The sequence below is a fragment of the Streptomyces sp. NPDC127092 genome (assembly GCF_042722475.1).
In the GTDB taxonomy this organism is placed as follows: Bacteria; Actinomycetota; Actinomycetes; order Streptomycetales; family Streptomycetaceae; genus Streptomyces.
On the sequence record NZ_JBHXFE010000009.1, the window covers coordinates 68,752 to 90,353 of the forward strand.

General features: G+C 70.2%; 25 protein-coding genes, 1 tRNA gene and 2 riboswitches. Of the genes, 7 read left to right on the plus strand and 19 right to left on the minus strand.

Translation table 11 applies throughout. From position 1 onward, the window contains the following. Window positions 1-2: 2 nt before the first annotated feature. Window positions 3-68, minus strand: a riboswitch (guanidine-III (ykkC-III) riboswitch). A 64-nt stretch (window positions 69-132) separates the two neighbouring features. Further along, window positions 133-471 (minus strand): GroES family chaperonin, encoded by a 339-nt coding sequence (locus ACFWJO_RS10185; protein WP_384409048.1) that lies wholly within the window; start codon window positions 469-471, stop codon window positions 133-135. A gap of 46 nt (window positions 472-517) precedes the next feature. Further along, window positions 518-838, minus strand: coding sequence for a DUF3618 domain-containing protein (locus tag ACFWJO_RS10190; protein WP_386864269.1), 321 nt, complete (start codon window positions 836-838; stop codon window positions 518-520). Window positions 839-965: 127 nt separating this feature from the next. Here ACFWJO_RS10190 and bcp point away from each other — a divergent pair, with 127 nt between their 5' ends. Then, window positions 966-1,433 (plus strand): thioredoxin-dependent thiol peroxidase, encoded by a 468-nt coding sequence (bcp, locus tag ACFWJO_RS10195; protein WP_384409044.1) that lies wholly within the window; start codon window positions 966-968, stop codon window positions 1,431-1,433. Between the two features lie 51 nt (window positions 1,434-1,484). Beyond that, window positions 1,485-1,568: transfer RNA gene (locus ACFWJO_RS10200), tRNA-Leu, on the plus strand. Between the two features lies 1 nt (window position 1,569). Here ACFWJO_RS10200 and rdgB read toward each other — a convergent pair. The 4 genes from rdgB to ACFWJO_RS10220 form a co-directional block, all read right to left on the minus strand. Next, the gene (gene rdgB / locus ACFWJO_RS10205) at window positions 1,570-2,172 is read right to left on the minus strand and encodes an RdgB/HAM1 family non-canonical purine NTP pyrophosphatase (RefSeq protein WP_386864270.1); all 603 of its coding nucleotides are present in this window, start codon (window positions 2,170-2,172) and stop codon (window positions 1,570-1,572) included. Window positions 2,173-2,274: 102 nt separating this feature from the next. Continuing rightward, window positions 2,275-2,661, minus strand: coding sequence for a hypothetical protein (locus tag ACFWJO_RS10210; RefSeq protein ID WP_386864271.1), 387 nt, complete (start codon window positions 2,659-2,661; stop codon window positions 2,275-2,277). Window positions 2,662-2,761: 100 nt separating this feature from the next. Beyond that, window positions 2,762-3,493 (minus strand): ribonuclease PH, encoded by a 732-nt coding sequence (gene rph, locus ACFWJO_RS10215; RefSeq protein ID WP_386864272.1) that lies wholly within the window; start codon window positions 3,491-3,493, stop codon window positions 2,762-2,764. Between the two features lie 85 nt (window positions 3,494-3,578). Beyond that, complete coding sequence (locus tag ACFWJO_RS10220; RefSeq protein ID WP_093720813.1) at window positions 3,579-3,812, minus strand: glucose PTS transporter subunit EIIB; 234 nt, start codon at window positions 3,810-3,812, stop codon at window positions 3,579-3,581. A 196-nt stretch (window positions 3,813-4,008) separates the two neighbouring features. Between ACFWJO_RS10220 and ACFWJO_RS10225 the strand changes: the two genes are divergently transcribed. Continuing rightward, window positions 4,009-5,316, plus strand: coding sequence for a PTS transporter subunit EIIC (locus ACFWJO_RS10225; RefSeq protein WP_386864273.1), 1,308 nt, complete (start codon window positions 4,009-4,011; stop codon window positions 5,314-5,316). A gap of 323 nt (window positions 5,317-5,639) precedes the next feature. After that, entirely contained in the window at window positions 5,640-6,905 is a 1,266-nt protein-coding gene (locus tag ACFWJO_RS10230) for a PTS transporter subunit EIIC (RefSeq protein WP_384409032.1), read from the plus strand. 124 nt (window positions 6,906-7,029) lie between these two features. On the opposite strand, the gene ACFWJO_RS10235 is transcribed toward ACFWJO_RS10230, so the two are convergent. Continuing rightward, window positions 7,030-7,782, minus strand: a complete 753-nt coding sequence (locus ACFWJO_RS10235) for an MBL fold metallo-hydrolase (protein ID WP_386864274.1) — start codon at window positions 7,780-7,782, stop codon at window positions 7,030-7,032. A 200-nt stretch (window positions 7,783-7,982) separates the two neighbouring features. Here ACFWJO_RS10235 and ACFWJO_RS10240 point away from each other — a divergent pair, with 200 nt between their 5' ends. Then, entirely contained in the window at window positions 7,983-8,456 is a 474-nt protein-coding gene (locus ACFWJO_RS10240; RefSeq protein ID WP_386864275.1) for a type II toxin-antitoxin system PemK/MazF family toxin, read from the plus strand. Between the two features lie 79 nt (window positions 8,457-8,535). On the opposite strand, the gene ACFWJO_RS10245 is transcribed toward ACFWJO_RS10240, so the two are convergent. The 10 genes from ACFWJO_RS10245 to clpS form a co-directional block, all read right to left on the minus strand. Further along, window positions 8,536-9,486 carry a PLP-dependent cysteine synthase family protein gene (locus tag ACFWJO_RS10245; protein ID WP_386864276.1) on the minus strand — a complete coding sequence of 317 codons (951 nt, stop codon included), beginning with the start codon at window positions 9,484-9,486 and terminating at the stop codon, window positions 8,536-8,538. 14 nt (window positions 9,487-9,500) lie between these two features. Next, entirely contained in the window at window positions 9,501-9,779 is a 279-nt protein-coding gene (locus tag ACFWJO_RS10250; protein WP_384409024.1) for a MoaD/ThiS family protein, read from the minus strand. Between the two features lie 105 nt (window positions 9,780-9,884). Beyond that, a complete protein-coding gene (locus ACFWJO_RS10255; RefSeq protein ID WP_386864277.1) occupies window positions 9,885-10,058 on the minus strand; it encodes a putative leader peptide in 174 nt (57 codons plus the stop codon). Window positions 10,059-10,102: 44 nt separating this feature from the next. Next, window positions 10,103-10,888 (minus strand): ABC transporter ATP-binding protein, encoded by a 786-nt coding sequence (locus ACFWJO_RS10260; protein ID WP_386864278.1) that lies wholly within the window; start codon window positions 10,886-10,888, stop codon window positions 10,103-10,105. Continuing rightward, a complete protein-coding gene (locus ACFWJO_RS10265; RefSeq protein WP_386864279.1) occupies window positions 10,885-11,895 on the minus strand; it encodes a FecCD family ABC transporter permease in 1,011 nt (336 codons plus the stop codon). The genes ACFWJO_RS10260 and ACFWJO_RS10265 overlap by 4 nt, the downstream gene beginning before the upstream one ends. Further along, window positions 11,892-12,869, minus strand: a complete 978-nt coding sequence (locus ACFWJO_RS10270; RefSeq protein ID WP_386864280.1) for an ABC transporter substrate-binding protein — start codon at window positions 12,867-12,869, stop codon at window positions 11,892-11,894. The genes ACFWJO_RS10265 and ACFWJO_RS10270 overlap by 4 nt, the downstream gene beginning before the upstream one ends. 38 nt (window positions 12,870-12,907) lie before the next feature. Beyond that, window positions 12,908-13,078: riboswitch (cobalamin riboswitch) on the minus strand. Continuing rightward, window positions 13,056-13,481 (minus strand): Mov34/MPN/PAD-1 family protein, encoded by a 426-nt coding sequence (locus tag ACFWJO_RS10275; protein ID WP_386864281.1) that lies wholly within the window; start codon window positions 13,479-13,481, stop codon window positions 13,056-13,058. Its footprint overlaps the riboswitch before it by 23 nt. Window positions 13,482-13,566: 85 nt before the next feature. Beyond that, the gene (locus ACFWJO_RS10280) at window positions 13,567-15,003 is read right to left on the minus strand and encodes an amino acid permease (protein ID WP_386864282.1); all 1,437 of its coding nucleotides are present in this window, start codon (window positions 15,001-15,003) and stop codon (window positions 13,567-13,569) included. Window positions 15,004-15,351: 348 nt separating this feature from the next. After that, window positions 15,352-15,936, minus strand: coding sequence for a DUF2017 domain-containing protein (locus ACFWJO_RS10285; protein ID WP_384409010.1), 585 nt, complete (start codon window positions 15,934-15,936; stop codon window positions 15,352-15,354). After that, window positions 15,936-16,241 carry an ATP-dependent Clp protease adapter ClpS gene (gene clpS / locus ACFWJO_RS10290; protein WP_128981538.1) on the minus strand — a complete coding sequence of 102 codons (306 nt, stop codon included), beginning with the start codon at window positions 16,239-16,241 and terminating at the stop codon, window positions 15,936-15,938. Before clpS ends, ACFWJO_RS10285 begins: the two co-directional genes overlap by 1 nt. A 100-nt stretch (window positions 16,242-16,341) precedes the next feature. Between clpS and ACFWJO_RS10295 the strand changes: the two genes are divergently transcribed. Together ACFWJO_RS10295 and ACFWJO_RS10300 are read left to right on the plus strand one after the other, a co-directional pair. Beyond that, the gene (locus tag ACFWJO_RS10295) at window positions 16,342-17,670 is read left to right on the plus strand and encodes a nicotinate phosphoribosyltransferase (protein ID WP_386864283.1); all 1,329 of its coding nucleotides are present in this window, start codon (window positions 16,342-16,344) and stop codon (window positions 17,668-17,670) included. A 94-nt stretch (window positions 17,671-17,764) separates the two neighbouring features. Further along, on the plus strand, window positions 17,765-18,355 hold the full coding sequence (locus ACFWJO_RS10300; RefSeq protein WP_386864284.1) for an isochorismatase family protein: 591 nt from the start codon (window positions 17,765-17,767) through the stop codon (window positions 18,353-18,355). A gap of 46 nt (window positions 18,356-18,401) precedes the next feature. Here the strand turns inward: ACFWJO_RS10300 and ACFWJO_RS10305 are convergent, their stop codons facing one another. Together ACFWJO_RS10305 and ACFWJO_RS10310 are read right to left on the minus strand one after the other, a co-directional pair. Next, window positions 18,402-18,704 (minus strand): hypothetical protein, encoded by a 303-nt coding sequence (locus ACFWJO_RS10305; RefSeq protein ID WP_384409004.1) that lies wholly within the window; start codon window positions 18,702-18,704, stop codon window positions 18,402-18,404. Between the two features lie 144 nt (window positions 18,705-18,848). Beyond that, a complete protein-coding gene (locus ACFWJO_RS10310) occupies window positions 18,849-21,269 on the minus strand; it encodes an immune inhibitor A domain-containing protein (RefSeq protein ID WP_386864285.1) in 2,421 nt (806 codons plus the stop codon). Window positions 21,270-21,602 lie beyond the last annotated feature (333 nt).

Here is a 21,602-nt window from a genome sequence, read left to right on the forward strand (position 1 = left end):
GGGGTGCGTCGTCTTGTCGTGAACCCGGTACGGCGCGTCTCGTCGGGGTGGCTCCAGAGTAGCAAAGAACGGGCAAAGGGCCTGGTGACGGCAGTCACCAGGCCCTTTGCCGTGCGGCTCGGAGCCGCGGATCTACAGATACAGACCGGTCGAGTCCGTGGCGCCCTGGAAGCGGTCCGCGGCGACCGCGTGCAGGTCGCGCTCGCGCATCAGGACGTACGCCACGCCCCGCACCTCGACCTCGGCACGGTCCTCGGGGTCGTACAGGACCCGGTCGCCGATCTCGACGGTCCGGACGTTCTGTCCGACCGCGACGACCTCGGCCCAGGCAAGGCGGCGGCCGACCGCCGCGGTCGCCGGAATCAGGATGCCGCCGCCCGAGCGCCGCTCCCCCTCAGGGGTGTCGGAGCGGACCAGGACGCGGTCGTGGAGCATCCGGATGGGCAGCTTGTCGTGGGTGTTCTCGCTCACGGTTCGAACCTACCTGCCCGGGCGTGTCGTCCGTACGCCGGACGGGTCATCCCTTGCCCTTACGGGAGGACACGGCGAGCAGCCCGACGAGCGCGACGGCGACCAGCGCCACCGGCACCACGCGCTCCAGGCGCGGCGCGCCGTCCTCGTGGGTGAAGCGGACCTTCACGTCGGACACGACGCGGTTCACGGCGACGAACGCGCGACCGGCGGTGTGGTCGACGTGGGCGGCCACCTTGGCCTTGGCGTCGCCGATGATCGTCTTCGGATGCATCCGAATGCCGATCTCGTCGAGCGTGACGGCGAGCTGCTCGCGCCGGCGGACGATGTCCGCCTCGATCTGCGCAGGGGTCCTGGCGTCCGACACCGCGCTGCCTCCGTAGTCGTGTTTCCGGTCGTTGACAGACAGTCTGTCAGCTTCCTCCCCCGCGGGTCGTCCCCGACCCCCATTAGGCTCTCATCGCGTAAGCGAGATTTCCCGAGGAGAGCCAGCCATGAGCGAGCGACTGCAGCCCGGCGACACCGCCCCCGCCTTCACCCTTCCCGACGCGGACGGCAACGAGGTCTCGCTCGCGGACCACAAGGGCCGCAAGGTCATCGTCTACTTCTACCCGGCCGCGCTGACGCCCGGCTGCACCAAGCAGGCGTGCGACTTCACGGACAACCTGGAACTGCTGGCCGGCGCGGGCTACGACGTCATCGGCGTCTCCCCGGACAAGCCGGAGAAGCTGGCGAAGTTCCGCGAGAAGGAGAACCTCAAGGTCACGCTGGTCGGCGACCCGGAGAAGAAGGTCCTGGAGGCGTACGGCGCCTTCGGCGAGAAGAAGCTCTACGGCAAGACGGTGACGGGCGTGATCCGCTCGACTGTCGTCGTCGACGAGGAGGGCAAGGTCGAACGCGCCCTCTACAACGTGAAGGCGACCGGCCACGTCGCCAAGATCATCAAGGACCTGGGGATCTGAACCCGGATCTGTGAGACCGGCTGCCCGGCCAGTAGCATGACCGGGCAGCGAGCGGCCGTGGTGGAATTGGCAGTCACGCTGGGTTTAGGTCCCAGTGGGGTAACACCCGTGGGGGTTCGAGTCCCCCCGGCCGCACTTATGAGAGCAGCTCCCGCACCACCGGTACCAGTGCCCTGAAGGCCTTGCCTCGGTGGCTGATGGCGTTCTTCTGCTCGGGTGTCAGCTGGGCGCAGGTCACGTCGTAGCCGTCCGGCTGGAGGATCGGGTCGTAGCCGAAGCCGTTCGTGCCGACCGGGGCGTGGCGGAGGGTGCCCGGCATGCGGCCCTCGACCACGCGTTCCGTGCCGTCCGGGAGGGCCAGGGCGGCGGCGCAGGCGAAGTGGGCGGCGCGGTGGGCGTCGTCGATGTCCGAGAGCTGGGCCAGGAGGAGTTCGAGGTTCGCCCGGTCGTCGCCGTGGGTGCCGGCCCAGCGGGCGGAGAAGATGCCGGGTGCGCCGTTGAGGACGTCGACGCAGAGGCCGGAGTCGTCGGCGACGGCCGGCAGTCCGGTGGCCTGGGCGAGGGCGTGGGCCTTGAGCAGGGCGTTCTCGGCGAAGGTGACGCCGGTTTCCTTGACGTCGGGGATCTCGGGGTACGCGTCCGCGCCGACGAGTTCGAGGTCGAGGCCTGCGTCGGCGAGGATCGCGTGGAGTTCGGTGATCTTGCCCGCGTTGCGGGTGGCGAGGATCAGACGGGTCATGCCCCGATTATCCGGGCCTGGGCGGGGTGCCTCCGGGCCTGGCGTGGGGTGCGCACGGGCCTGGCCCAGATACGTCCAGGCCTTGCCGGGGTGTGTCCGGGCCTAGCCGGGGGTGCAGACCTTGCCGATTTCGGTGGCCGCGTCCGTGACGGGCTTGATGTCCGGCGTGGTGTCGCCGTTCTTGACCGCCGTGCGGACCGAGTCGACGCCCTTGTTGAGGTCGTCGACGGCCTTGGAGAGGTCGGCGTTGTCCGTCGTGTTCTTGAGGTTGCCCAGCTCGGTGTCGATGCTGTTGAGGGCTTCCTCGATCTTCGTCGGGTCGTTGGAGGCGTCGTTGACGGCCTGGGTGAGCTTGTCGACGGAGGTGGCGATGGCGTCGGCGGTCTTGACGCAGTCCATGGCCTTGTCGAGCGCTCCGCAGCCGGCGAGCGTGCTGACTGCGAAGGCTGCCGTGGCGGCGGCGACGGCTATGGTGCGGCGGCGCTTCACGTTCGGGTCCCCCCTGTGTACGGACGTCGTGGCACTGCTGGAATGGACGGGGCGCACGGTTCGACCCGTGCGCCCGTATGCGTAGAGACGCGGCAGCGCGTCAGAGAGTTCCTTCGAGGGCCCTGCGCTGGATCTCGGCGAGGTCGGCGCAGCCGCCGGAGGCGAGGTCGAGGAGGGCGTTGAGCTCCTTGCGGTCGAAGGGCTCGGCCTCGGCGGTGCCCTGGACCTCGACGAAGCGGCCGTCGCCGGTGCAGACGACGTTCATGTCGGTGTCGGCCTTCACGTCCTCCTCGTAGCAGAGGTCGAGGAGGGGCACTCCGCCGACGATGCCGACGGAGACGGCGGCGACCGTGCCGGTGAGGGGCTTGCGGCCGGGCTTGACCAGCTTCTTGTTCTGGGCCCAGGCGACGGCGTCGGCCAGCGCCACGTACGCGCCGGTGATGGCGGCGGTGCGGGTGCCGCCGTCGGCCTGGAGGACGTCGCAGTCGAGGACGATGGTGTTCTCGCCGAGGGCCTTGTAGTCGATGACGGCGCGCAGGGAGCGGCCGATGAGGCGGGAGATCTCGTGGGTGCGGCCGCCGATCTTGCCGCGGACGGACTCGCGGTCGCCGCGGGTGTTGGTGGAGCGCGGGAGCATGGAGTACTCGCCGGTGACCCAGCCCTCGCCGCTGCCCTTGCGCCAGCGGGGCACGCCTTCGGTGACGGAGGCGGTGCAGAAGACCTTGGTGTCGCCGAAGGAGATGAGGACGGAGCCCTCGGCGTGCTTGCTCCATCCGCGTTCGATGGTGACGGGGCGGAGCTGTTCGGGGGTACGGCCGTCGATACGAGACATGCCTTGAGCGTAGTCCCATGACGGAGGGGCCCGTTCCCCTGCCGGAACGGGCCCCTCGTCGATGTGGGCGGCTGGTGTCAGCCGGTCACATCATGTCTTCGATCTCGGCGGCGATCGGGTCGGCGTCGGTGCCGATGACGACCTGGATGGCGGTGCCCATCTTCACGACGCCGTGTGCGCCGGCGGCCTTGAGAGCGGCCTCGTCGACGAGGGAGGCGTCGCTCACCTCGGTGCGGAGGCGGGTGATGCAGCCTTCGACCTCTTCGATGTTGTCGATGCCGCCGAGGCCGGCGACGATCTTCTCAGCCTTGCTGGCCATATGTCTCTCCCTGTCCGTTCTGCGCACCGATGGTCCGCGTTGTCACGGTAACCCACGGTTGGCCCAACCTCGCGAGCGGATGCGGCCGTTCTGCCGAATGATGACGATCACCGGCGGGCTGCCCCCGCGCGACCACCGGGACCCTACCGCAACTGGTCTACACCAGTATGCATCCGCAGACCCAGGGAGGACGCCGATGAGCAGCGCCAGCGCCAGCGCCACCGCCGGATCCAGGAGACCGACCTGGGGCGGTTTCTTCCAGGGGCTGCAGAAGATGGGGCGCAGTCTCCAGCTGCCCATCGCGGTCCTCCCGGCGGCCGGCATCATCAACCGGCTCGGCCAGCCGGACGTCTTCGGCGCGGACGGGCTCGGCTGGGACAACGTCGCCAAGGTCATGGCGGGCGCGGGCGGCGCGCTGCTCGACGGCAGTCTCGGTCTTCCGCTGCTGTTCTGCATCGGCGTGGCGATCGGCATGGCGAAGAAGGCGGACGGCTCGACCGCGCTGGCGGCGGTGGTCGGCTTCCTCGTCTACTACAACGTGCTGCGCCAGTTCCCGAAGGACTGCCCGACCGGTACGAAGGACATCAGCGGCGGCTGCCTCGGCGCGGACGACTCCTTCGCCGGTTACACGTACCAGAACCCGGGCGTCTTCGGCGGCATCATCATGGGCCTGTTCGCGGCCTATCTCTGGCAGCGGTTCCACCGCACCAAGCTGGTCGACTGGCTCGGCTTCTTCAACGGCCGCCGGCTCGTCCCGATCATCATGGCGTTCGTCGGCATCGCCTTCGCCTCGCTGTGCCTGTGGATCTGGCCGCCCATCGGCGACGGCCTGGAGAGCTTCAGCGACTGGCTGGTGGGGCTGGGCGCCTGGGGCTCGGGCATCTTCGGCGTCGCCAACCGCGCGCTGCTGGTCATCGGCCTGCACCAGTTCCTCAACGTGCCGATCTGGTTCCAGTTCGGCTCGTACACGAAGCCGGACGGCACGGTGGTGCACGGCGACATCACCATGTTCCTGGCGGGCGACCCGGACGCGGGCCAGTTCACCACCGGCTTCTTCCCCATCATGATGTTCGCGCTGCCGGCCGCGGCCCTGGCGATCACCCACTGCGCCAAGCCGCACCGCCGCAAGGAGGTCGGCGGCATGATGCTGTCGGTCGCGCTGACCTCGTTCGTCACCGGCATCACCGAGCCGATCGAGTACTCGTTCCTCTTCATCGCGCCGCTGCTGTACGCGATCCACGCGATCCTGACCGGTGTGTCGATGGCGCTGACCTGGGCGCTGGGCGTGAAGGACGGCTTCAGCTTCTCGGCGGGACTGATCGACTACGTGATCAACTGGAACCTGGCGACCAAGCCGTGGCTGATCATCCCGATCGGCCTGGGATTCGCCCTCGTCTACTACGTGATCTTCCGCTTCGCGATCACCAGGTTCGACCTGCCGACTCCGGGTCGCGAGCCGGAGGAGCTGGAGGAGGAGCTGGAGCGGGACAAGACGAAGGCGTAGCGCCCGGCGCCCCCGGCCGGGTCAGGTCCCGCGCCCCGGCCGGGTCAGGTCCCGCGCCCCGCCCGTACGGGCCTTTCGGCCTCCCGCCGGGCCCTTCGCAAGGCCCCTGGACCTCACCGTCCGGGGGCCTTTTGTCGTCGCCTGTCCGGCTATGGCTGAGCGCACAGAATTCACAGGTTCCTTATCTAAGTCTCACGTGCTACAACTGGTCTACACCACTCATTGGTGTAGACCACGCGGTCCAGACCGCGTTCCCCCGAAGACGCCGCCGTCACCCCCTTTCACTGTCCTCTGGCGGCGCCTTGCCCAACTGGAGGAAGTTGATGAGTACGGCCACCGCCCAGGCCGCCGCTCCCGCGAAGAAGCGCGGATCCGGCCTGTTCCAGGGCCTGCAGAAGGTCGGTCGCAGCCTGCAGCTGCCGATCGCCGTACTGCCGGCCGCGGGTATCTTGCTCCGTCTCGGCCAGCCCGACGTGTTCGGCGCCGAAGGCCTCGGCTGGGGCAAGGTCGCCACGGTCTTCGCCTCCGCCGGAGACGCGGTCTTCGCGAACATGCCGCTGCTGTTCTGCGTCGGCATCGCGATCGGCTTCGCCAAGAAGGCGGACGGCTCCACCGCCCTCGCCGCCCTCGTCGGCTTCCTGGTCTACCAGAACGTCCTGAAGGCCTTCCCGGTCACCGAGGCCGTCGTCAACACGACCAAGAACAACGGTGTCGACGTCGCCGCGACGTACAACGACCCCAAGGTCTTCGGCGGCATCGTCATGGGTCTGCTCGCCGCCGTCGTCTGGCAGCGCTACCACCGCACCAAGCTGGTCGACTGGCTCGGCTTCTTCAACGGCCGCCGTCTCGTCCCCATCCTCATGGCCTTCGTCGGCACCCTGATGGGCGTCCTGTTCGGTCTCCTCTGGGAGCCCATCGGCGGCGTCATCACCGACTTCGGCAACTGGATGACCAGCCTGGGCGCGGCCGGCTCCGGCATCTTCGGCGCGATCAACCGCGGTCTGCTCCCCGTCGGCATGCACCAGTTCGTGAACACCGTCGCCTGGCAGGAGATCGGCACCTTCACCGACTCCACCGGCGCCGTCTGGCACGGCGACCTGCCGCGCTTCTTCCACGGTGACCCGTCCGCCGGCCAGTTCATGTCGGGCTTCTTCCCGATCATGATGTTCGCGCTCCCGGCCGTCGCCCTGGCGATCACCCACGCGGCCCGCCCCGAGCGCCGCAAGGTCGTCGGCGGCATGATGTTCTCGCTCGCCCTGACCTCGTTCGTCACGGGCATCACCGAGCCCATCGAGTTCGCGTTCATGTTCCTGGCGCCGCTGCTGTACGTGATCCACGCGGTGCTCACCGCCGCCTCGATGGTCATCACCTCGGCCCTCGGCGTGCACCACGGCTTCACCTTCTCCGCCGGCGCGCTGGACTACTTCCTGAACTGGACATACGCGACCAAGCCGTGGCTGATCATCCCGATCGGCCTGGTCTTCGCGGCGATCTACTACGTGGTCTTCCGCTTCGCGATCACCAAGTTCAACATCATGACCCCGGGCCGCGAGCCCGAGGAGGAGCTCGAGGACCTCACCAAGGCGTGAGCCTCCGCCCTTCCGGGGCATGACATGACGTCGGCCTTCAGGACCCTCCCCCGGTCCTGAAGGCCGATTTCCTTTTCCCCACGGCAGCCGTGGCGGAGCGCCGGCCGCGGCCGCGGCGGCTCGCTCAGATCTCGTAGACGGCGCCCGCGTACGCCAGTTCCGCCGGGCCTCCGTAGACCTCGCGGGCGTCCGCCAGGTTGCGTTCGCCGTCCGTCCACGGCGGGATGTGGGTCAGCACCAGCCGGCCCACCCCGGCGCGGGCGGCGTGGGCGCCGGCCTCGCGGCCGTTGAGGTGGAGGGCCGGGATGTCCTCCTTGCCGTGGGTGAAGGACGCCTCGCACAGGAACAGGTCCGCGCCCGCCGCGAGTTTGTCGAGGGAGTCGCAGACCCCGGTGTCACCCGAGTAGGCGAGCACCCGGCCGCCGTGCTCGATCCGGATGCCGTAGGCCTCGACGGGATGGGACACCTTCTCCGTGCGGACCCGGAACGGGCCGATGTCGAAGGTGCCGGAGGCCAGGGTCCGGAAGTCGAAGACCTCGCTCATCGAACTGGACGACGGCGTGTCCGCGTACGCCGTGGTCAGCCGCTGCTCGGCGCCCTCGGGGGCGTACACGGGCAGCGCGTCGCAGCGGCCGCCCTCGTGCCGGTAGTAGCGGGCGACGAAGTATCCGCACATGTCGATGCAGTGGTCGGCGTGCAGATGGCTGAGGAAGATCGCGTCGAGGTCGTAGAGACCGATGTGGCGCTGCAGCTCGCCGAGGGCGCCGTTGCCCATGTCGAGGAGCAGCCGGAAGCCGTCGGCCTCGACGAGGTAGCTCGAGCAGGCCGATTCCGCGGACGGGAACGACCCGGAGCAGCCGACGACGGTGAGCTTCATGGAGCGTGAACCTCCGTGGACGGGTGCGTAAAGCGCGCTGAGAGGGGAGGTCGTGCGGTCTGTCGAGCGTACGGCGCGTGGCGGCCCGTCGCTCCTCCGTGGCGGCCCGTTGTGGGCGAACTCACGGGCCCTGTCACCGGTTCGGATGGATGGCGGGGCGTCGCGGCGCCGTCCCGTGCGCGGCGGTACGGTCTTGAGGTATGGACACGTCGTGGTGGCCCGCGCTCGTCGCGGTGGTGGTGCTCGCGCTCGTCGTGGCGCTCGTCGACGGCCGGCGCCGCTCGGGCCGCCGGCCCGCGGGCCGGACCCGGCCGCCCGCCCGGCCGTCGAGGCCGGCGGCGCCGCGCGGGAGGGCGCCGGAGCGGCTGCCGCGGCCGGGTGAGATCTGGTGGGCGGACGTGCCGTTCGAGGACGGTCCGGGCTCCAAGGACCGGCCCTGCCTGGTCCTGGCCCTGCGCGGCGACTGCGCTCTGGTCGCCAAGATCACCAGCAAGTACCACGACGAGCGGCCGGGGGTGATTCCGCTGCCGCCGGGTTCGGTGGGTGACGCGCAGGGGCGGCCGAGCTTCCTGGAGACGGACGAGCTGCGGGACGTGCCGGTGTGGGAGTTCCGCCGGAACGTGGGAATGGCGGACCCGGTGGTCTGGGACCAGGTCCGCCATCTGGCGCGTTAGCCGCGCGCGGCGGCTGCCCTCAGCGGGCTTCCCTCCGCGGGCTCGCCCTGAGCGGGCTCACCCCGAGGGAGCTCGGGGCTCACGCCCAGAGCTGGCCCTGCAGGGTCTCGATGGCCTCTTCCGTCGTGGCGGCCGTGTAGACGCCGGTCGACAGGTACTTCCAGCCGCCGTCGGCGACGACGAAGACGATGTCGGCGCGCTCGCCCGCCTTGAGCGCCTTCTTGCCGACCCCGATGGCCGCGTGCAGCGCCGCGCCCGTCGAGACGCCCGCGAAGATGCCCTCCTGCTGGAGGAGCTCGCGGGTGCGGGTGACCGCGTCGGCGGAGCCGACGGAGAAGCGGGTGGTGAGGACGGAGGCGTCGTACAGCTCGGGGACGAAGCCCTCGTCGAGGTTCCGCAGGCCGTAGACGAGGTCGTCGTAGCGGGGTTCCGCGGCGACGATCTTGACGTCGGGCTTGTGCTCGCGCAGGTAGCGGCCGACGCCCATGAGCGTGCCCGTCGTTCCCAGGCCCGCCACGAAGTGCGTGATGGAGGGCAGGTCGGCGAGGATCTCGGGGCCCGTGGTGGCGTAGTGGGCGCCCGCGTTGGCCGGGTTGCCGTACTGGTAGAGCATGACCCAGTCCGGGTGCTGCCCGGCGAGCTCCTTGGCGACCCGTACGGCCGTGTTGGAGCCGCCGGCGGCGGGCGAGGAGATGATCTCGGCGCCCCACATGGCGAGCAGCTGGCGGCGCTCCTCGCTGGTGTTCTCCGGCATGACGCACACGATGCGGTAGCCCTTGAGCCGGGCCGCCATGGCGAGCGAGATGCCGGTGTTGCCGCTGGTGGGTTCGAGGATGGTGCAGCCGGGGGTGAGCCGGCCGTCCTTCTCGGCCTGCTCGATCATGTGGAGCGCGGGGCGGTCCTTGACCGAGCCGGTGGGGTTGCGGTCCTCCAGCTTGGCCCAGATGCGGACGTCGTCCGACGGGGAGAGCCGGGGCAGCCGGACCAGCGGCGTGTTGCCGACCGCCGCGAGCGGGGAGTCGTAACGCATCGGGATCCGGCCGCTCAGACCATCCCGCCGGCGACGGCCGGCAGGATCGTCACGTTGTCGCCGTCGGCGAGCTTGGTGTCGATGCCGTCCAGGAAGCGGACGTCCTCGTCGTTCAGGTAGACGTTGACGAAGCGGCGCAGCTTGTCGCCGTCGACGATGCGGGCCTCGATCCCGGCGTGGCGGGACTCCAGGTCGGCGAAGAGCTCGGCGAGGGTGTCACCGCTGCCCTCGACGGCCTTGGCGCCGTCGGTGTAGGTGCGGAGGATGGTCGGGATGCGGACCTCGATGGCCATGGCGTGGGCTCCTGTCGGAAGGTGCGGGGCAGGTGGCGTGGTGGGCGCGCGCGTGGGGCCCCCGCGCGGCAGGGGGTCGTGCTGAGGTGCGCTCGGGCCGGTCGTTCAGAGCGCAGCGCGGGAAGGACACATCGCGCTGGCGAGACGGCACAGGTCGACGTGCAGGCGTGCCGCTCCGCCTCCGAAGGCTCCGAGAAAAGCGGAGGCGAAGTGGGCGTCAGCGAACGAAGCGAGCAGGGCGGTGCTCGGCGTCTCTTCGCTCACGTCATGGGAAACCATGCGGTCATCGTATCGATTCCCGGTCCGGGTTTCGGAATGTGATCTCACATGGTGGACGGTTTGCGTTCGGCTGGCGGACTCGGCAGATAAACGACAAGCGGGGTTCCGGTGCGCGGATGCGGGATGACCTCGGCTTCCACTCCGTAGACCGCCCGCAGGAGCTCCGGCGTGAGCACGTCCCCCGGCGGCCCCTCCGCGACCACTCTTCCGCGCCGCAGCACGTACAGGCGGTCGCAGTAGGCCCCGGCGAGGGTGAGGTCGTGCAGGGCGAGGAGGTTGCTGGTGCCCAAACCGCGGACGAGGCCGAGCACTTCGAGCTGGTAGCGGATGTCGAGGTGGTTGGTGGGTTCGTCGAGGACCAGCAGGGCCGGATCCTGGACCAGGGCGCGGGCGACCAGCGCCCGCTGGCGTTCGCCGCCGGAGAGCCCGGGGTACGGGCGGTCGGCGAGGTGTCCGATGCCGACCCGGTCCAGGGCCGCGTCGGCCCGCGCCAGGTCCGCCGCGCTGTCGCCCTCCCAGAACCGCTTGTGCGGGGAGCGGCCGAGGGCGACCAGCTCGCGGACGGTCAGCTCGAACTCGGCGGCGCTCTCCTGCGGCACGGTCGCCACCCGCCGGGCTCGCGCCCGCGGCCCCATCGCGCGCAGGTCGTCCCCGTCGAGCAGGGCGCGCCCGGAGGTGGCGGCGAGGGTGCCGTAGACGCAGCGCAGCAGGGTGGTCTTGCTGCTGCCGTTGGGGCCGACGAGGCCGACGGTCTCGCCGGGCCGGACGACGAGGTCGGCCTCGCGCAGCCGGTCCTCGTACGACAGCGACTCCACGCGCAGTTCGGTCACAGGGCCGCTCCTTCGGGTCGGCGGCGCATCAGCCAGAGGAAGAACGGGCCGCCGGTGAGCGCGGTGAGGACGCCGACGGGGATGTCCTGCGGCGCGGCGACGGTACGGGCGGCCAGGTCGGCGAGGACCAGGGCGACCGCCCCGCCGAGCGCGGCGACCGGGAGCAGTCGGCGGTGCGGGGCGCCGACGACCGCGCGGGCGGCGTGCGGGACCATCAGGCCGACGAAGCCGACGGCTCCGCTCGCCGCGACGAGGACGGCGGTGACCAGCGAGGCGAGGACGAAGACGGCGGCGCGGAAGCGCGCGGTGTCCAGGCCGAGGACGGTCGCGCCCTCCTCGCCGACGAGCAGCAGGTCGAGCGGCCGGGCGAGGGTGAGGAGCGCGCCGATGCCGGCGGCGAGGACGGCCGCCGGCAGCACCAGGCTGTCCCAGCGGGCGCTGCCGAGGCCGCCGAGGGACCAGAACAGCGCCTCCTGGAACTGTTCGGGCCGGCCGGCGACGACCAGGAGCAGGGTGGTCAGCGCGGAGAGGATGTACGAGACGGCCACGCCGGCCAGGACGAGCCGCGGCCCGGTCATGGTGCCGCCGCGCCGCGCCAGGCCGTAGACGAGGGCGAGGGCGAGCAGCGCGCCCGCGAAGGCCCCGGCGGGCAGCGCGACGGTGGTGGTGATGCCGCCGCCGACGCCGAGGACGATCACGGCGACGGCGCCGGCGGAGGCCCCGGAGGAGATCCCGAGCAGGAACGGGTCGGCGAGCCGGTTGCGGACCAGGGCCTGGAGGACGGTGCCGACGACGGCGAGCCCGGCGCCGACGACCGCGCCGAGCAGCACCCGGGGCAGCCGGACGTCGAGCACGATCGTCCGGTACGGCGAGGGCGCGGCCCGGCCGGTCAGGGCCTCGAGCACCTGGCCGGGCGGGACGCGGACGGAGCCGAGCGCCAGCGAGGCCACGACGGCCGCCGCGAGCGCCAGGAGCAGTCCGGCGACCACGGTCGCGTACCGCTTCACCGGCCGGGGTGGAGCTGGGCGGCGAGCTTGCCGACGGCGGCGGGCGCCCGGACGCCGAGCACGGTGTCGGAGAGCGGCAGCACGGCGAAGCGGCGGTTCTTGATCGCGGGGACCTCGCGCAGGGCGGGGTCGTCGAGGAGGCGTCGCTTCTTCTGCTCGACGGTGGTGGAGCCGTAGTCGTAGATGACGACGACCTCGGGCCTGCGGGCGACGACCTGCTCCCAGGTGGCGTCGCCGAAGGTCTTGTCGAGGTCGGCGAAGACGTTGCGGCCGCCCGCCCGGGTGATCAGCTCGTTGCCGATGCCCTTGCCGCCGGCGGTGAACGCGGTCTTGTCGCCGCTGTCGTAGACGAAGACGGACACCGGCGGGGCGCCCTCGAGCCGCTGCCCGGTGGCGGTGAGGGCGGCGCGGGCCTCGCGGTTCCACTTCTCGGCGCGGTCGGCGACGCCGAAGGTGCGGCCGACCTCGCGGACCTCGCGGTAGAGGTCGTCGAAGGAGGTGGCGCCGGAGGGGCAGTACTCGGTGTTGAGCCGGGACGCGATGCCGGAGCGCTTCAGGTCGTCGCGGCCGCGGCCGGCCTTGGCGTCGAAGGCGGAGGCGTAACCGCCGTAGACGAAGTCCGGGTTCGCGGCGAGCAGCGCCTCCTTGGAGGGGTACTCCTCGGCGAGGACCGGGACGGAGTCGTAGGCCTTCTTGTAGGCGGGCAGGACCGCGTCGTCGAGGTAGGCGGTGCCGGCCAGCGACTTCTCCAGGCCGAGGGCGAGCATGACCTCGGTGACGTGCTGGTTCATGGTCACCGCGCGCTTCGGCGGGGCCTGGAAGGTGGTGGTCACGCCGCAGTTGGTGACGGTGTACGGGAAGCCCGGCGCGGAGGTGCCGGTGGGTGCGGTCCCGGTCCCGGGCGCCGGTGAGGAGCAGGCGGCGAGCAGGGGTATGAGGGCGAGCGCGGGCAGCAGCGGGCGGCGCCAGGTCACGGCGTTGGCCTCCTCCGGGGATTTCCACGTCCCCGATCGGTGGTGAGAAGGCGGCAGGTCAGTTCCTGGCTCGCGCCCCGGAGGGCCTGTCCGGCGGACAGACCTCGGGGGCGGTCACAGTGGCGGGACCGCGCCGGACTCGCACCGGCTTCCTGGGTCCTGCCGCCCTGAAAGGTCGGGCTCAGACTACTCGTAGGCCTCGACGATCTTGACCTCTTCCTCCTCCACGACTCCGTCGACGATCGTGTACGAGCGGAACTGGAAGGGGCCGGCGCCGTCGGTGTCGGCGGTGGAGACGAGGACGTAGTGCGCCTGCGGCTCGTTGGCGTAGGAGATGTCGGTCCGGGACGGGTAGGCCTCGGTCGCCGTGTGCGAGTGGTAGATGATCACCGGCTCCTCGTCCCGGTCGTCCATCTCGCGGTAGAGCTTCAGCAGGTCGCCGGAGTCGAACTCGTAGAAGGTGGGTGAGCGCGCCGCGTTCAGCATGGGGATGAAGCGCTCGGGGCGGCCCGTGCCGACCGGCCCCGCGACCACGCCGCAGGCCTCGTCGGGGTGGTCCGCGCGGGAGTGTTCCACGATCTGGTCGAACAGGGCTCGGGTGATGGTCAGCATGCCGACAGGATAAGCAGACGGGCCGCCCCGTATCGACGTTCGATACGAGACGGCCCGGATGCTGAGACCTTGCAGGTCAGAGGGGTTACGACCGCTTGGCGAAGGCGGCGCCCTCGGGGTTGCGGGCCTTGAGGACCAGATAGGCGACGCCGAGGAGCAGGCCCCACAGCGGCGCGCAGTACAGCGAGACGCGCGCACCCTCGTCGATGCCCATCATGACGATGACCATGCCGATGAAGGCGAGGGCGAAGAGGCTGGGCCAGATGCCGCCGGGCGCCTTGAAGGAGGACTCGGGCAGCTCGCCGCGGTCGGCCTTGAGGCGGTAGCGGACGTGGCAGGCCAGGATCATGATCCAGGCCCACATGCCGGAGATGGTGGCGAAGGAGACGACGTAGTTGAACGCGTCGCCGGGCCACTGGTAGTTGATCCAGACGCCCACCATCATCAGCGCGGCCGAGAAGGTGGTGCCGACGAGCGGGGTGCCGCTCTTCGTCAGCTTCGTGAAGAACTTCGGACCCTGGCCGTTGAGGGCGAGGTCGCGCAGCATGCGGCCGGTGGAGTACATGCCGGAGTTGCAGGACGAGAGCGCGGCCGTCAGGACGACGAAGTTGACGATGGCCGCGCCGATGCCGAGGCCCATCTTCTCGAAGGCGGCGACGAACGGCGAGACGCCCGGCTTGAACTCGGTCCACGGGACGACCGACAGAATCATGATCAGGGCGCCGACGTAGAAGACGGCGATGCGCCACGGCACGGTGTTGATGGCCTTGGGCAGGACGGTCTTCGGGTCCTTGGACTCGCCCGCGGTGACGCCGACCAGCTCGACGGCGAGGAAGGCGAACATGACCATCTGGAGGGTCATGAGGGTCGAGCCGATGCCGTTCTCCCCGGCGAAGAAGCCGCCGAGGTCCCACAGGTGGGTGATCGAGGCGGTGTCGCCGGCGTCGGAGAAGCCGATGGTGAGGATGCCGGCGCAGATCAGGATCATGCCGACGATGGCGGTGACCTTGACCATGGAGAACCAGAACTCCAGCTCACCGAAGAGCTTCACGGAGATCAGGTTGGCGCCGTAGAGGATCACGGTGAAGACGAGGGCGGAGATCCACTGCGGGATGTCCCACCAGTACGTCATGTAGGTGGCCGCGGCGGTGACCTCGGTGATGCCGGTGACGACCCAGAAGAGCCAGTAGGTCCAGCCGGTCACGAAGCCCGCGAAGGGGCCGATGAACTCGCGTGCGTACTCCGAGAAGGAGCCCGACACGGGGCGGTACATGAGGAGCTCGCCGAGCGCCCGCATGATGAAGAAGATGACGATGCCCGCGATGGCGTACGCGAGGATCAGGCTCGGTCCCGCGATGGAGATGCCCTTGCCCGCGCCCAGGAACAGGCCGGTGCCGATGGCGCCGCCGATCGCGATCATCTGGATCTGACGTGCGCCGAGTGCCCGGTGATAGCCCTCGCCGGCTGCGGTGTCCGCGGCCTCATTGCCGTCGTGCTGCTTGTCGACCTGCACTGAGGTCATGGTGGTGCGCCTTTCTCCATGCTGATCCGCGCACCGGCCGCTGGGCCGTTCGTGCTGCGGATCAGGTCCTGATCCCCCCGGATGTGGATGGAGTGCCACCGGCGGTCAGCCGGTCAAAGCGCCCCCGGGGACAGGGGTGGCGTCCCCGGGTGGTCGTGAAGATTTATCACGGTGTTCACAGTGATCGGCGGATACGCGTGTGACCCACGCCACTCGAAAATCCGGGCAAGCGTGATCCAAGAGGGCAAGAAAGGCACTTGGATAACGTATTCGTTATCCGGATTTGAGCGTCCGCTGAGCGAACACCCGCCAGTGGGGGCGTTTCTCTGCGGCGCCGGAGGGACTTCCCTACGGCATCAGGGTCTCGACGAGCGACTCCTGGAGCCCGCCGAGCCAGAGGTACGCCATCACCATCGGCTTGCGCGGATCGTCGTCCGGCAGCCGGTACAACCCCTCGCTCTGGTCGTCGTCCGTGACCTCGAGCCGGGTGCCGATGGTCAGCCGCAGGTCGTTCAGCGAGCCGAGCCAGGCGCGGGACTCGTCCGCGGTGAGCTTGAGGACACCGCCGCCCTCGCCGGCCGCCGCCGAGGCGAGCGCGTCCAGGCTGCGCACGACGGAGAGCGCGTCGTCGCGCTTGCGGGCCCGCAGGTCGTTCTCGGTGTAGCGGCGGAAGTCCGCCGCCGCCTGCCGCAGCTCGTCGGTGTCGTCCCCGTACGCGTCGGGGAAGAGCCGGCGCAGCGCCGGGTCGGAGGGCGGCTCGCTCGGACCCTCCGCGAACAGCGCGGCCAGCGGGTCCTCACCCTCGACCGGCTCGTCGCCGGGACCGATCAGCTCCATCAGCTGGACGGCGAGGGAGCGCAGGATGGAGATCTCGACCTCGTCGAGCGCGACGGCCGCGCCGCCGCCCGGGAGGGCTTCGAAGTGCCCCGCCATCAGCCGCGGTCCTGGGAGAGGGTCGCCCACAGGCCGTAGCCGTGCATCGCCTGCACGTCCCGTTCCATCTCTTCACGGGTGCCGCTGGAGACCACCGCGCGGCCCTTGTTGTGCACGTCGAGCATCAGCTTGTGCGCCTTGTCCTTGGAGTAGCCGAAATACGCCTGGAAGACGTAGGTGACATAGCTCATCAGGTTGACCGGGTCGTTGTGGACGATGGTCACCCACGGCACGTCCGGTTCGACGACGGCGGAGACCTCCTCGGCCGACTCGGTCCGCTCGATCTCGATAGGCGCAACGCTCACTCACCCCATGCTGCCACCCCGACCCGCCGGTCGCACAAACGGGTCACCCGCACGGCCAGGGTATTCGTCAGAGTGACGAATAGTGCGGTACGCTCATCGCATGAACGCTGCGGACCTTGGGCTGCCGGTGGACGTGCCGTCGACCGCGCTCTTCACCGACCAGTACGAGCTGACGATGCTCCAGGCGGCCCTCAGGGCCGGTACCGCGGACCGCAGGTCCGTGTTCGAGGTCTTCACCCGCCGGCTGCCCGAAGGGCGGCGCTACGGCGTGGTGGCGGGCGTCGGACGGGTCCTGGACGCCGTCGAGAACTTCCGCTTCGACAACGGCGTGCTCGGCTTCCTGCGCGAGCGCGGCATCGTCGACGAGCCGACCCTCGAATGGCTCGCCCGCTACCGCTTCTCCGGCGACATCTGGGGCTACCCCGAGGGCGAGGTCTACTTCCCCGGCTCGCCCCTCCTGCGGGTCGAGGGCTCCTTCGCCGAGTGCGTGCTCCTCGAGACCGTGATCCTGTCGATCCTCAACCACGACTCCGCGATCGCCGCCGCCGCCTCCCGGATGTCCTCCGCCGCGGGCGGCCGCCGGCTGATCGAGATGGGCGCCCGGCGCACCCACGAGCTGGCCGCCGTCGCCTCCGCGCGCGCCGCCTACGTCGGCGGCTTCGACTCCACCTCCGACCTCGCCGCCGGCTTCCGCTACGGCATCCCCACCGTGGGCACCTCCGCCCACGCCTTCACGCTGCTCCACGACACCGAGCGCGACGCCTTCCGGGCCCAGGTCGACTCGCTGGGCCGCGGCACCACGCTCCTGGTCGACACCTACGACGTGACCGAGGCCGTCCGGGCCGCCGTCGAGGTGGCCGGCCCCGAGCTCGGCGCCGTCCGGATCGACTCCGGCGACCTGCTGCTCGTCGCCCACCGGGTGCGGGCACAGCTCGACGAGCTCGGCGCGACGGACACCAAGATCGTGGTCACCTCCGACCTCGACGAGTACGCCATCGCCTCGCTCGCGGCCGCGCCGGTCGACGCGTACGGCGTCGGCACCCAGCTGGTCACCGGCAGCGGCCACCCGACCTGCTCCATGGTCTACAAGCTGGTCGCCCGGGCCGCCTCGGCCGACCCGAAGGCCCCGCTGGTCCCCGTCGCCAAGAAGTCCATGGGCGGCAAGGCCTCCGTCGGCGGTCGCAAGTGGGCCGCCCGCCGGGCCGACGCCGCCGGTGTCGCCGAGGCGGAGGTCGTCGGCACCGGCCCGGTCCCGCCGGAGCTGGTCGACCGGCAGCTCCTGGTGGAGCTGGTCAAGGGCGGCGACGTGGTGGCCCGCGAGCCGCTGGAGGCCGCCAGGTCCCGGCACATCGCGGCCCGCGCCGCGCTGCCGATGTCGGCGGTCCAGCTGTCGCGCGGCGAGCCGGTCCTGCCGACCGAGTACCTGTAGCACCCGTCACGCCCCAGAGCGCCCCCTCCCGAAGGGAGGGGGAAGTCTCTAGGCTCGAATCCGACCCAAGGCCGCCTCGCTAAGGACACCCGCCATGCACCGCGCATTGATCGTTGTGGACGTTCAGAACGACTTCTGCGAGGGCGGCAGCCTCGCGGTGGCGGGAGGCGCGGACGTCGCCGCCTCCATCACCGACCTGGTCAGCCAGGCCTCGGCCGGCTACCGGTTCGTCATCGCCACCCGCGACCACCACGTCGACCCCGGCGAGCACTTCTCGGACCGCCCCGACTACGTCGCCTCCTGGCCGCGGCACTGCGTGGCCGGAACCGAGGGCGTCGGCTTCCACCCGAACTTCGCGCCCGCCGTCGCCAGCGGCGCGATCAGCGCGGTCTTCGACAAGGGCGCCTACGCGGCGGCGTACAGCGGCTTCGAGGGGCGCGACGAGAACGGCACCCCGCTGGCCGACTGGCTGCGCTCCCGGGACGTCACGGAGGTCGACGTGGTCGGCATCGCCACCGACCACTGCGTCCGGGCCACCGCCCTGGACGCGGCCCGCGAGGGCTTCCGCACCCATGTGCTGCTCGACCTGACCGCCGGGGTCGCGAAGGAGACCACCGACCGCGCCCTGAAGGAGCTGCGCGAGGCGGGCGTGGAGCTGACCGGCACGCCGGTCGTCGCCCCGTAGGCCGGGCGGGGGCGCCCGGGCGGTGGGCGCCCGGGCCACGGGCCTCTCAGGCCGCGGGGGCCTTCGGCAGGGACCGTACGGGGTGCCACAGCTCCTGGGCGGTGCTCCGCCACAGCAGCCCGTCCGGGTGGTGCAGCACGGCCGTGATCTCGTCCGGGGTGGGCGGCTCGGTGTTGCCGCGGAGGTAGACCGCGCGCAGGCCCAGGTTCCGCAGCCGGGTCAGGGCGCGGGCCCGGTTCGCCGCGTGCACCAGGAAGCGCACGGTGGCGCCGTCACCGGCCGGACTGGGCAGTCCTATGGCGACGACGACACTGCCTCCGGGCAGTCTGCTGAACCCTCCGTTGGGCATGCGGAACCACTCCCCCGTGGAACTACTGTCAATAAGGTCGGGCGGCCGAGGCCGTAAGACGCACCTAAACACGATCGGCCGCCGCCCGCTAGAGGGCGACGGCCGATCATGCTCTGACCTGCGGTGATGCAGGAGAATTCGGTTTTACTTCACCGAGGGGCCGACCTGGACCGTGACGGTCTGGCCGTCCTTCGGCTCCTTGACGACCTGGATCTTGGTGTTGGTGTCAGTTACCTGGACACCGGCGCGCGGGTTCTCGGCGAACCAGTACACGCCCTTCTTGTCGTCGAAGACCGGGTTGCCGGCCTGCGACGGGACCCACGCCGCGACGTTCTTCAGGTGCAGCTGGAAGCCGTCGGTGCGGGCGATGGTGAACGGCGAGTCGTAGGCCTGGACGCGGTTGCGCATCAGGCTGCCGTCACGGAACTTCAGCGGGCTCGGGTGCGAGTCGATCGGCAGGATCAGACCCTGGCCCGGGTGCTGGGAGGTGTTGTTGTCCTTCTGGGACAGGTCCCACTTCCAGATCAGCAGACCGTTCTGGTACGGGTAGTGCTCGACCCAGCTGGCCTTGTCGCCCGTGAAGCCGAAGTTGTACGGGCCGACCTTGAGGGTCTTGTCGTACGACACGTACTGGCGGTTCTCCGCGATGTAGTACTGCTCGTACTCCTTCGTGAAGCCCTTGCCGATGCGCTCGAAGCCCTTGGCGGTCCAGCCGTTGGCACCGTTCTCGGCGTTGTCCGAGAAGACGGTGGCGCCGTCGGCGGTCAGCGTGATGGCGTCGGCCACGAAGCCCTTGCCGCCCGCGCCGCCATCCGTCTGGTAGCGGAAGCGGAGGTCGAACTTCTTGCCCGCGTAGGCGTTCAGGTCGTAGACCAGCTTCTGGTGCGCGCCGGAGACGTCGGTCAGCGCCGGGGCGCCGGACGCGTCGCGCGGGAGCGGCTTGCCGTCGGCGGTGCCGTCCACGGCGGTCCAGTTGGCGCCGCCGTCCGTCGACACCTCGGTGTAGAGGTAGTCGTAGTCCAGCTCGATGTCGTACCAGCCCTGGAGCTCCAGGGAGGCCGAGGTCTTGCCGGTCAGGTCGACGGGCCGGGTCAGGGTGTTCTTGAGGTCGTCACCCATGTTGCTCCACCACTGGGTGGCACCCTCGGCGGGGGCCACGATGTCGGTGGTGACGGCCTTCTTCGGCAGCTCGACGAGGAGCGCCTGCGGCAGCTTGGTGTTGTACTCCGAGACGCCCAGCTTGTGGGTGGTCTTGGTGCCGCGCTGCCAGTCGTTGACCTTGGCGTAGTTCAGCCAGCCGAGCTGGAGCTTGTCCCAGGCGTTCATGTCGCCCGGCATGTCGCCGATGGTGTCCTTGCCGGTGCCGAGCCAGGAACCGGAGGACATCAGGGTCCAGAAGCCGGTCGAGTTCTCGCCGCCCGCGGTGTCGTAGTGGTCCGGCAGACCGAGGTCGTGGCCGTACTCGTGGGCGAAGACGCCGAGGCCGCCGTTCTCCGGCTGCATCGTGTAGTCGCCGACCCAGATGCCGGTGTTGCCGATCTGGGTGCCGCCGGCCTTGTTGCCCTCGGGGCCGGTCTTGCCCGCGTCGGTGCCGTACGCGTACCAGCGGTGCGCCCACAGCGCGTCGGTGCCCTCGGCGCCGCCGCCGGCCGACTCGTCCTCGCCCGCGTGGACGATCTGGAAGTGGTCGATGTAGCCGTCGGGCTCGTTGAAGTTGCCGTCGGCGTCGAAGTCGTACCGGTCCCACTGGTCGTACTGCGCCAGGTCGGCCTTGATCTGGGCGTCGGTGCGGCCCTTGGCCTTCTGGTCGGCGGCCCAGGCGGTGACGCCGTCGCGGACGGTGTCCCAGACGTTGCCGCAGTTGTGCTGGCCGCAGTAGTTCGAGCCGTAGCGGGCCTCGTTGTACGGGACCTTGACCCAGTCGGTGACCGTGCCGTCGACCGAGTAACGGCCGGACGAGGTCTTCTCGTAGTAGGTCTTCAGGGACTCCTTCGGCTTGCCGTCCTTGTCCTTGCCGGTGCCGAAGTAGAGGTCCTGGAAGTGCTGCCGGTCGTAGTCCGCCTGCCAGGCGGTCGAGTTGTCCTTCGACCGGTCGGGCTCGGCTATCCGGTTGTGCAGCGGCCCGGGCTGGCCGCCGTACTTCGGCTTCAGCTCGTCCGTGTCGTCGTCCTTGCGGTCGACGAGGGTGGTGTTGTCCACCTGGTCGCCGAACTCGACCAGGATGGTGAAGATCTTGTCGGTCTTCTCGCGGGCGAGCTCGACGTACTTCTTGTTGTCGAGCTTGACCACCTGGGAGCCGTTGCGGCGCTCGACCTTGGTCTCGCCGTTGAGCACCTGCTCGATGGCGGCCTGGCGCTGCTGCTCCTGCTGCTTGCTGAACGGACCCTCGAGGTCGTGGTCGACCGTGGTGGCGTCCACCGCGTTCGCCCTGGCAGCCGCCGCGGCGGCCGGCGTGGAGTCGTGGTCAGCGGCCCACGCGGTACCGAGGGTCGAGGCGGTGGCGGCCGTGGCGGCGAGCGCCACGACGATCGCGGACGTCCGGATCGCCCGTCGTCTGTTGTTCACTTGTTTCTGTCCTCCCCGGCGCACCTCGCAGCGGCGGATCGGTGGTGGGGTGTCCGCCGAACGGGTGACGCGTCACAAGTGACGACATTCGACCGGAGTTGAAGCAGAAAAGACAGATCTTGACTTGGACAGGCCAACTGCACTATGCGGGAGTCGGTTTCCGATAGTCGAACATGGAACTAACTTTCGTCGGCCGCATATTCGGCGCGACTGTGCGCCCCTGCGCCCCCCGTGCATCGGCGACGTGGGTTAGGTCACGCTTACTTCCGGTGCGGCCGGGCATCCACCGTCGTAGAGTCGCACTCGCCACGCGCCCCGAGGGACGGTAACCGC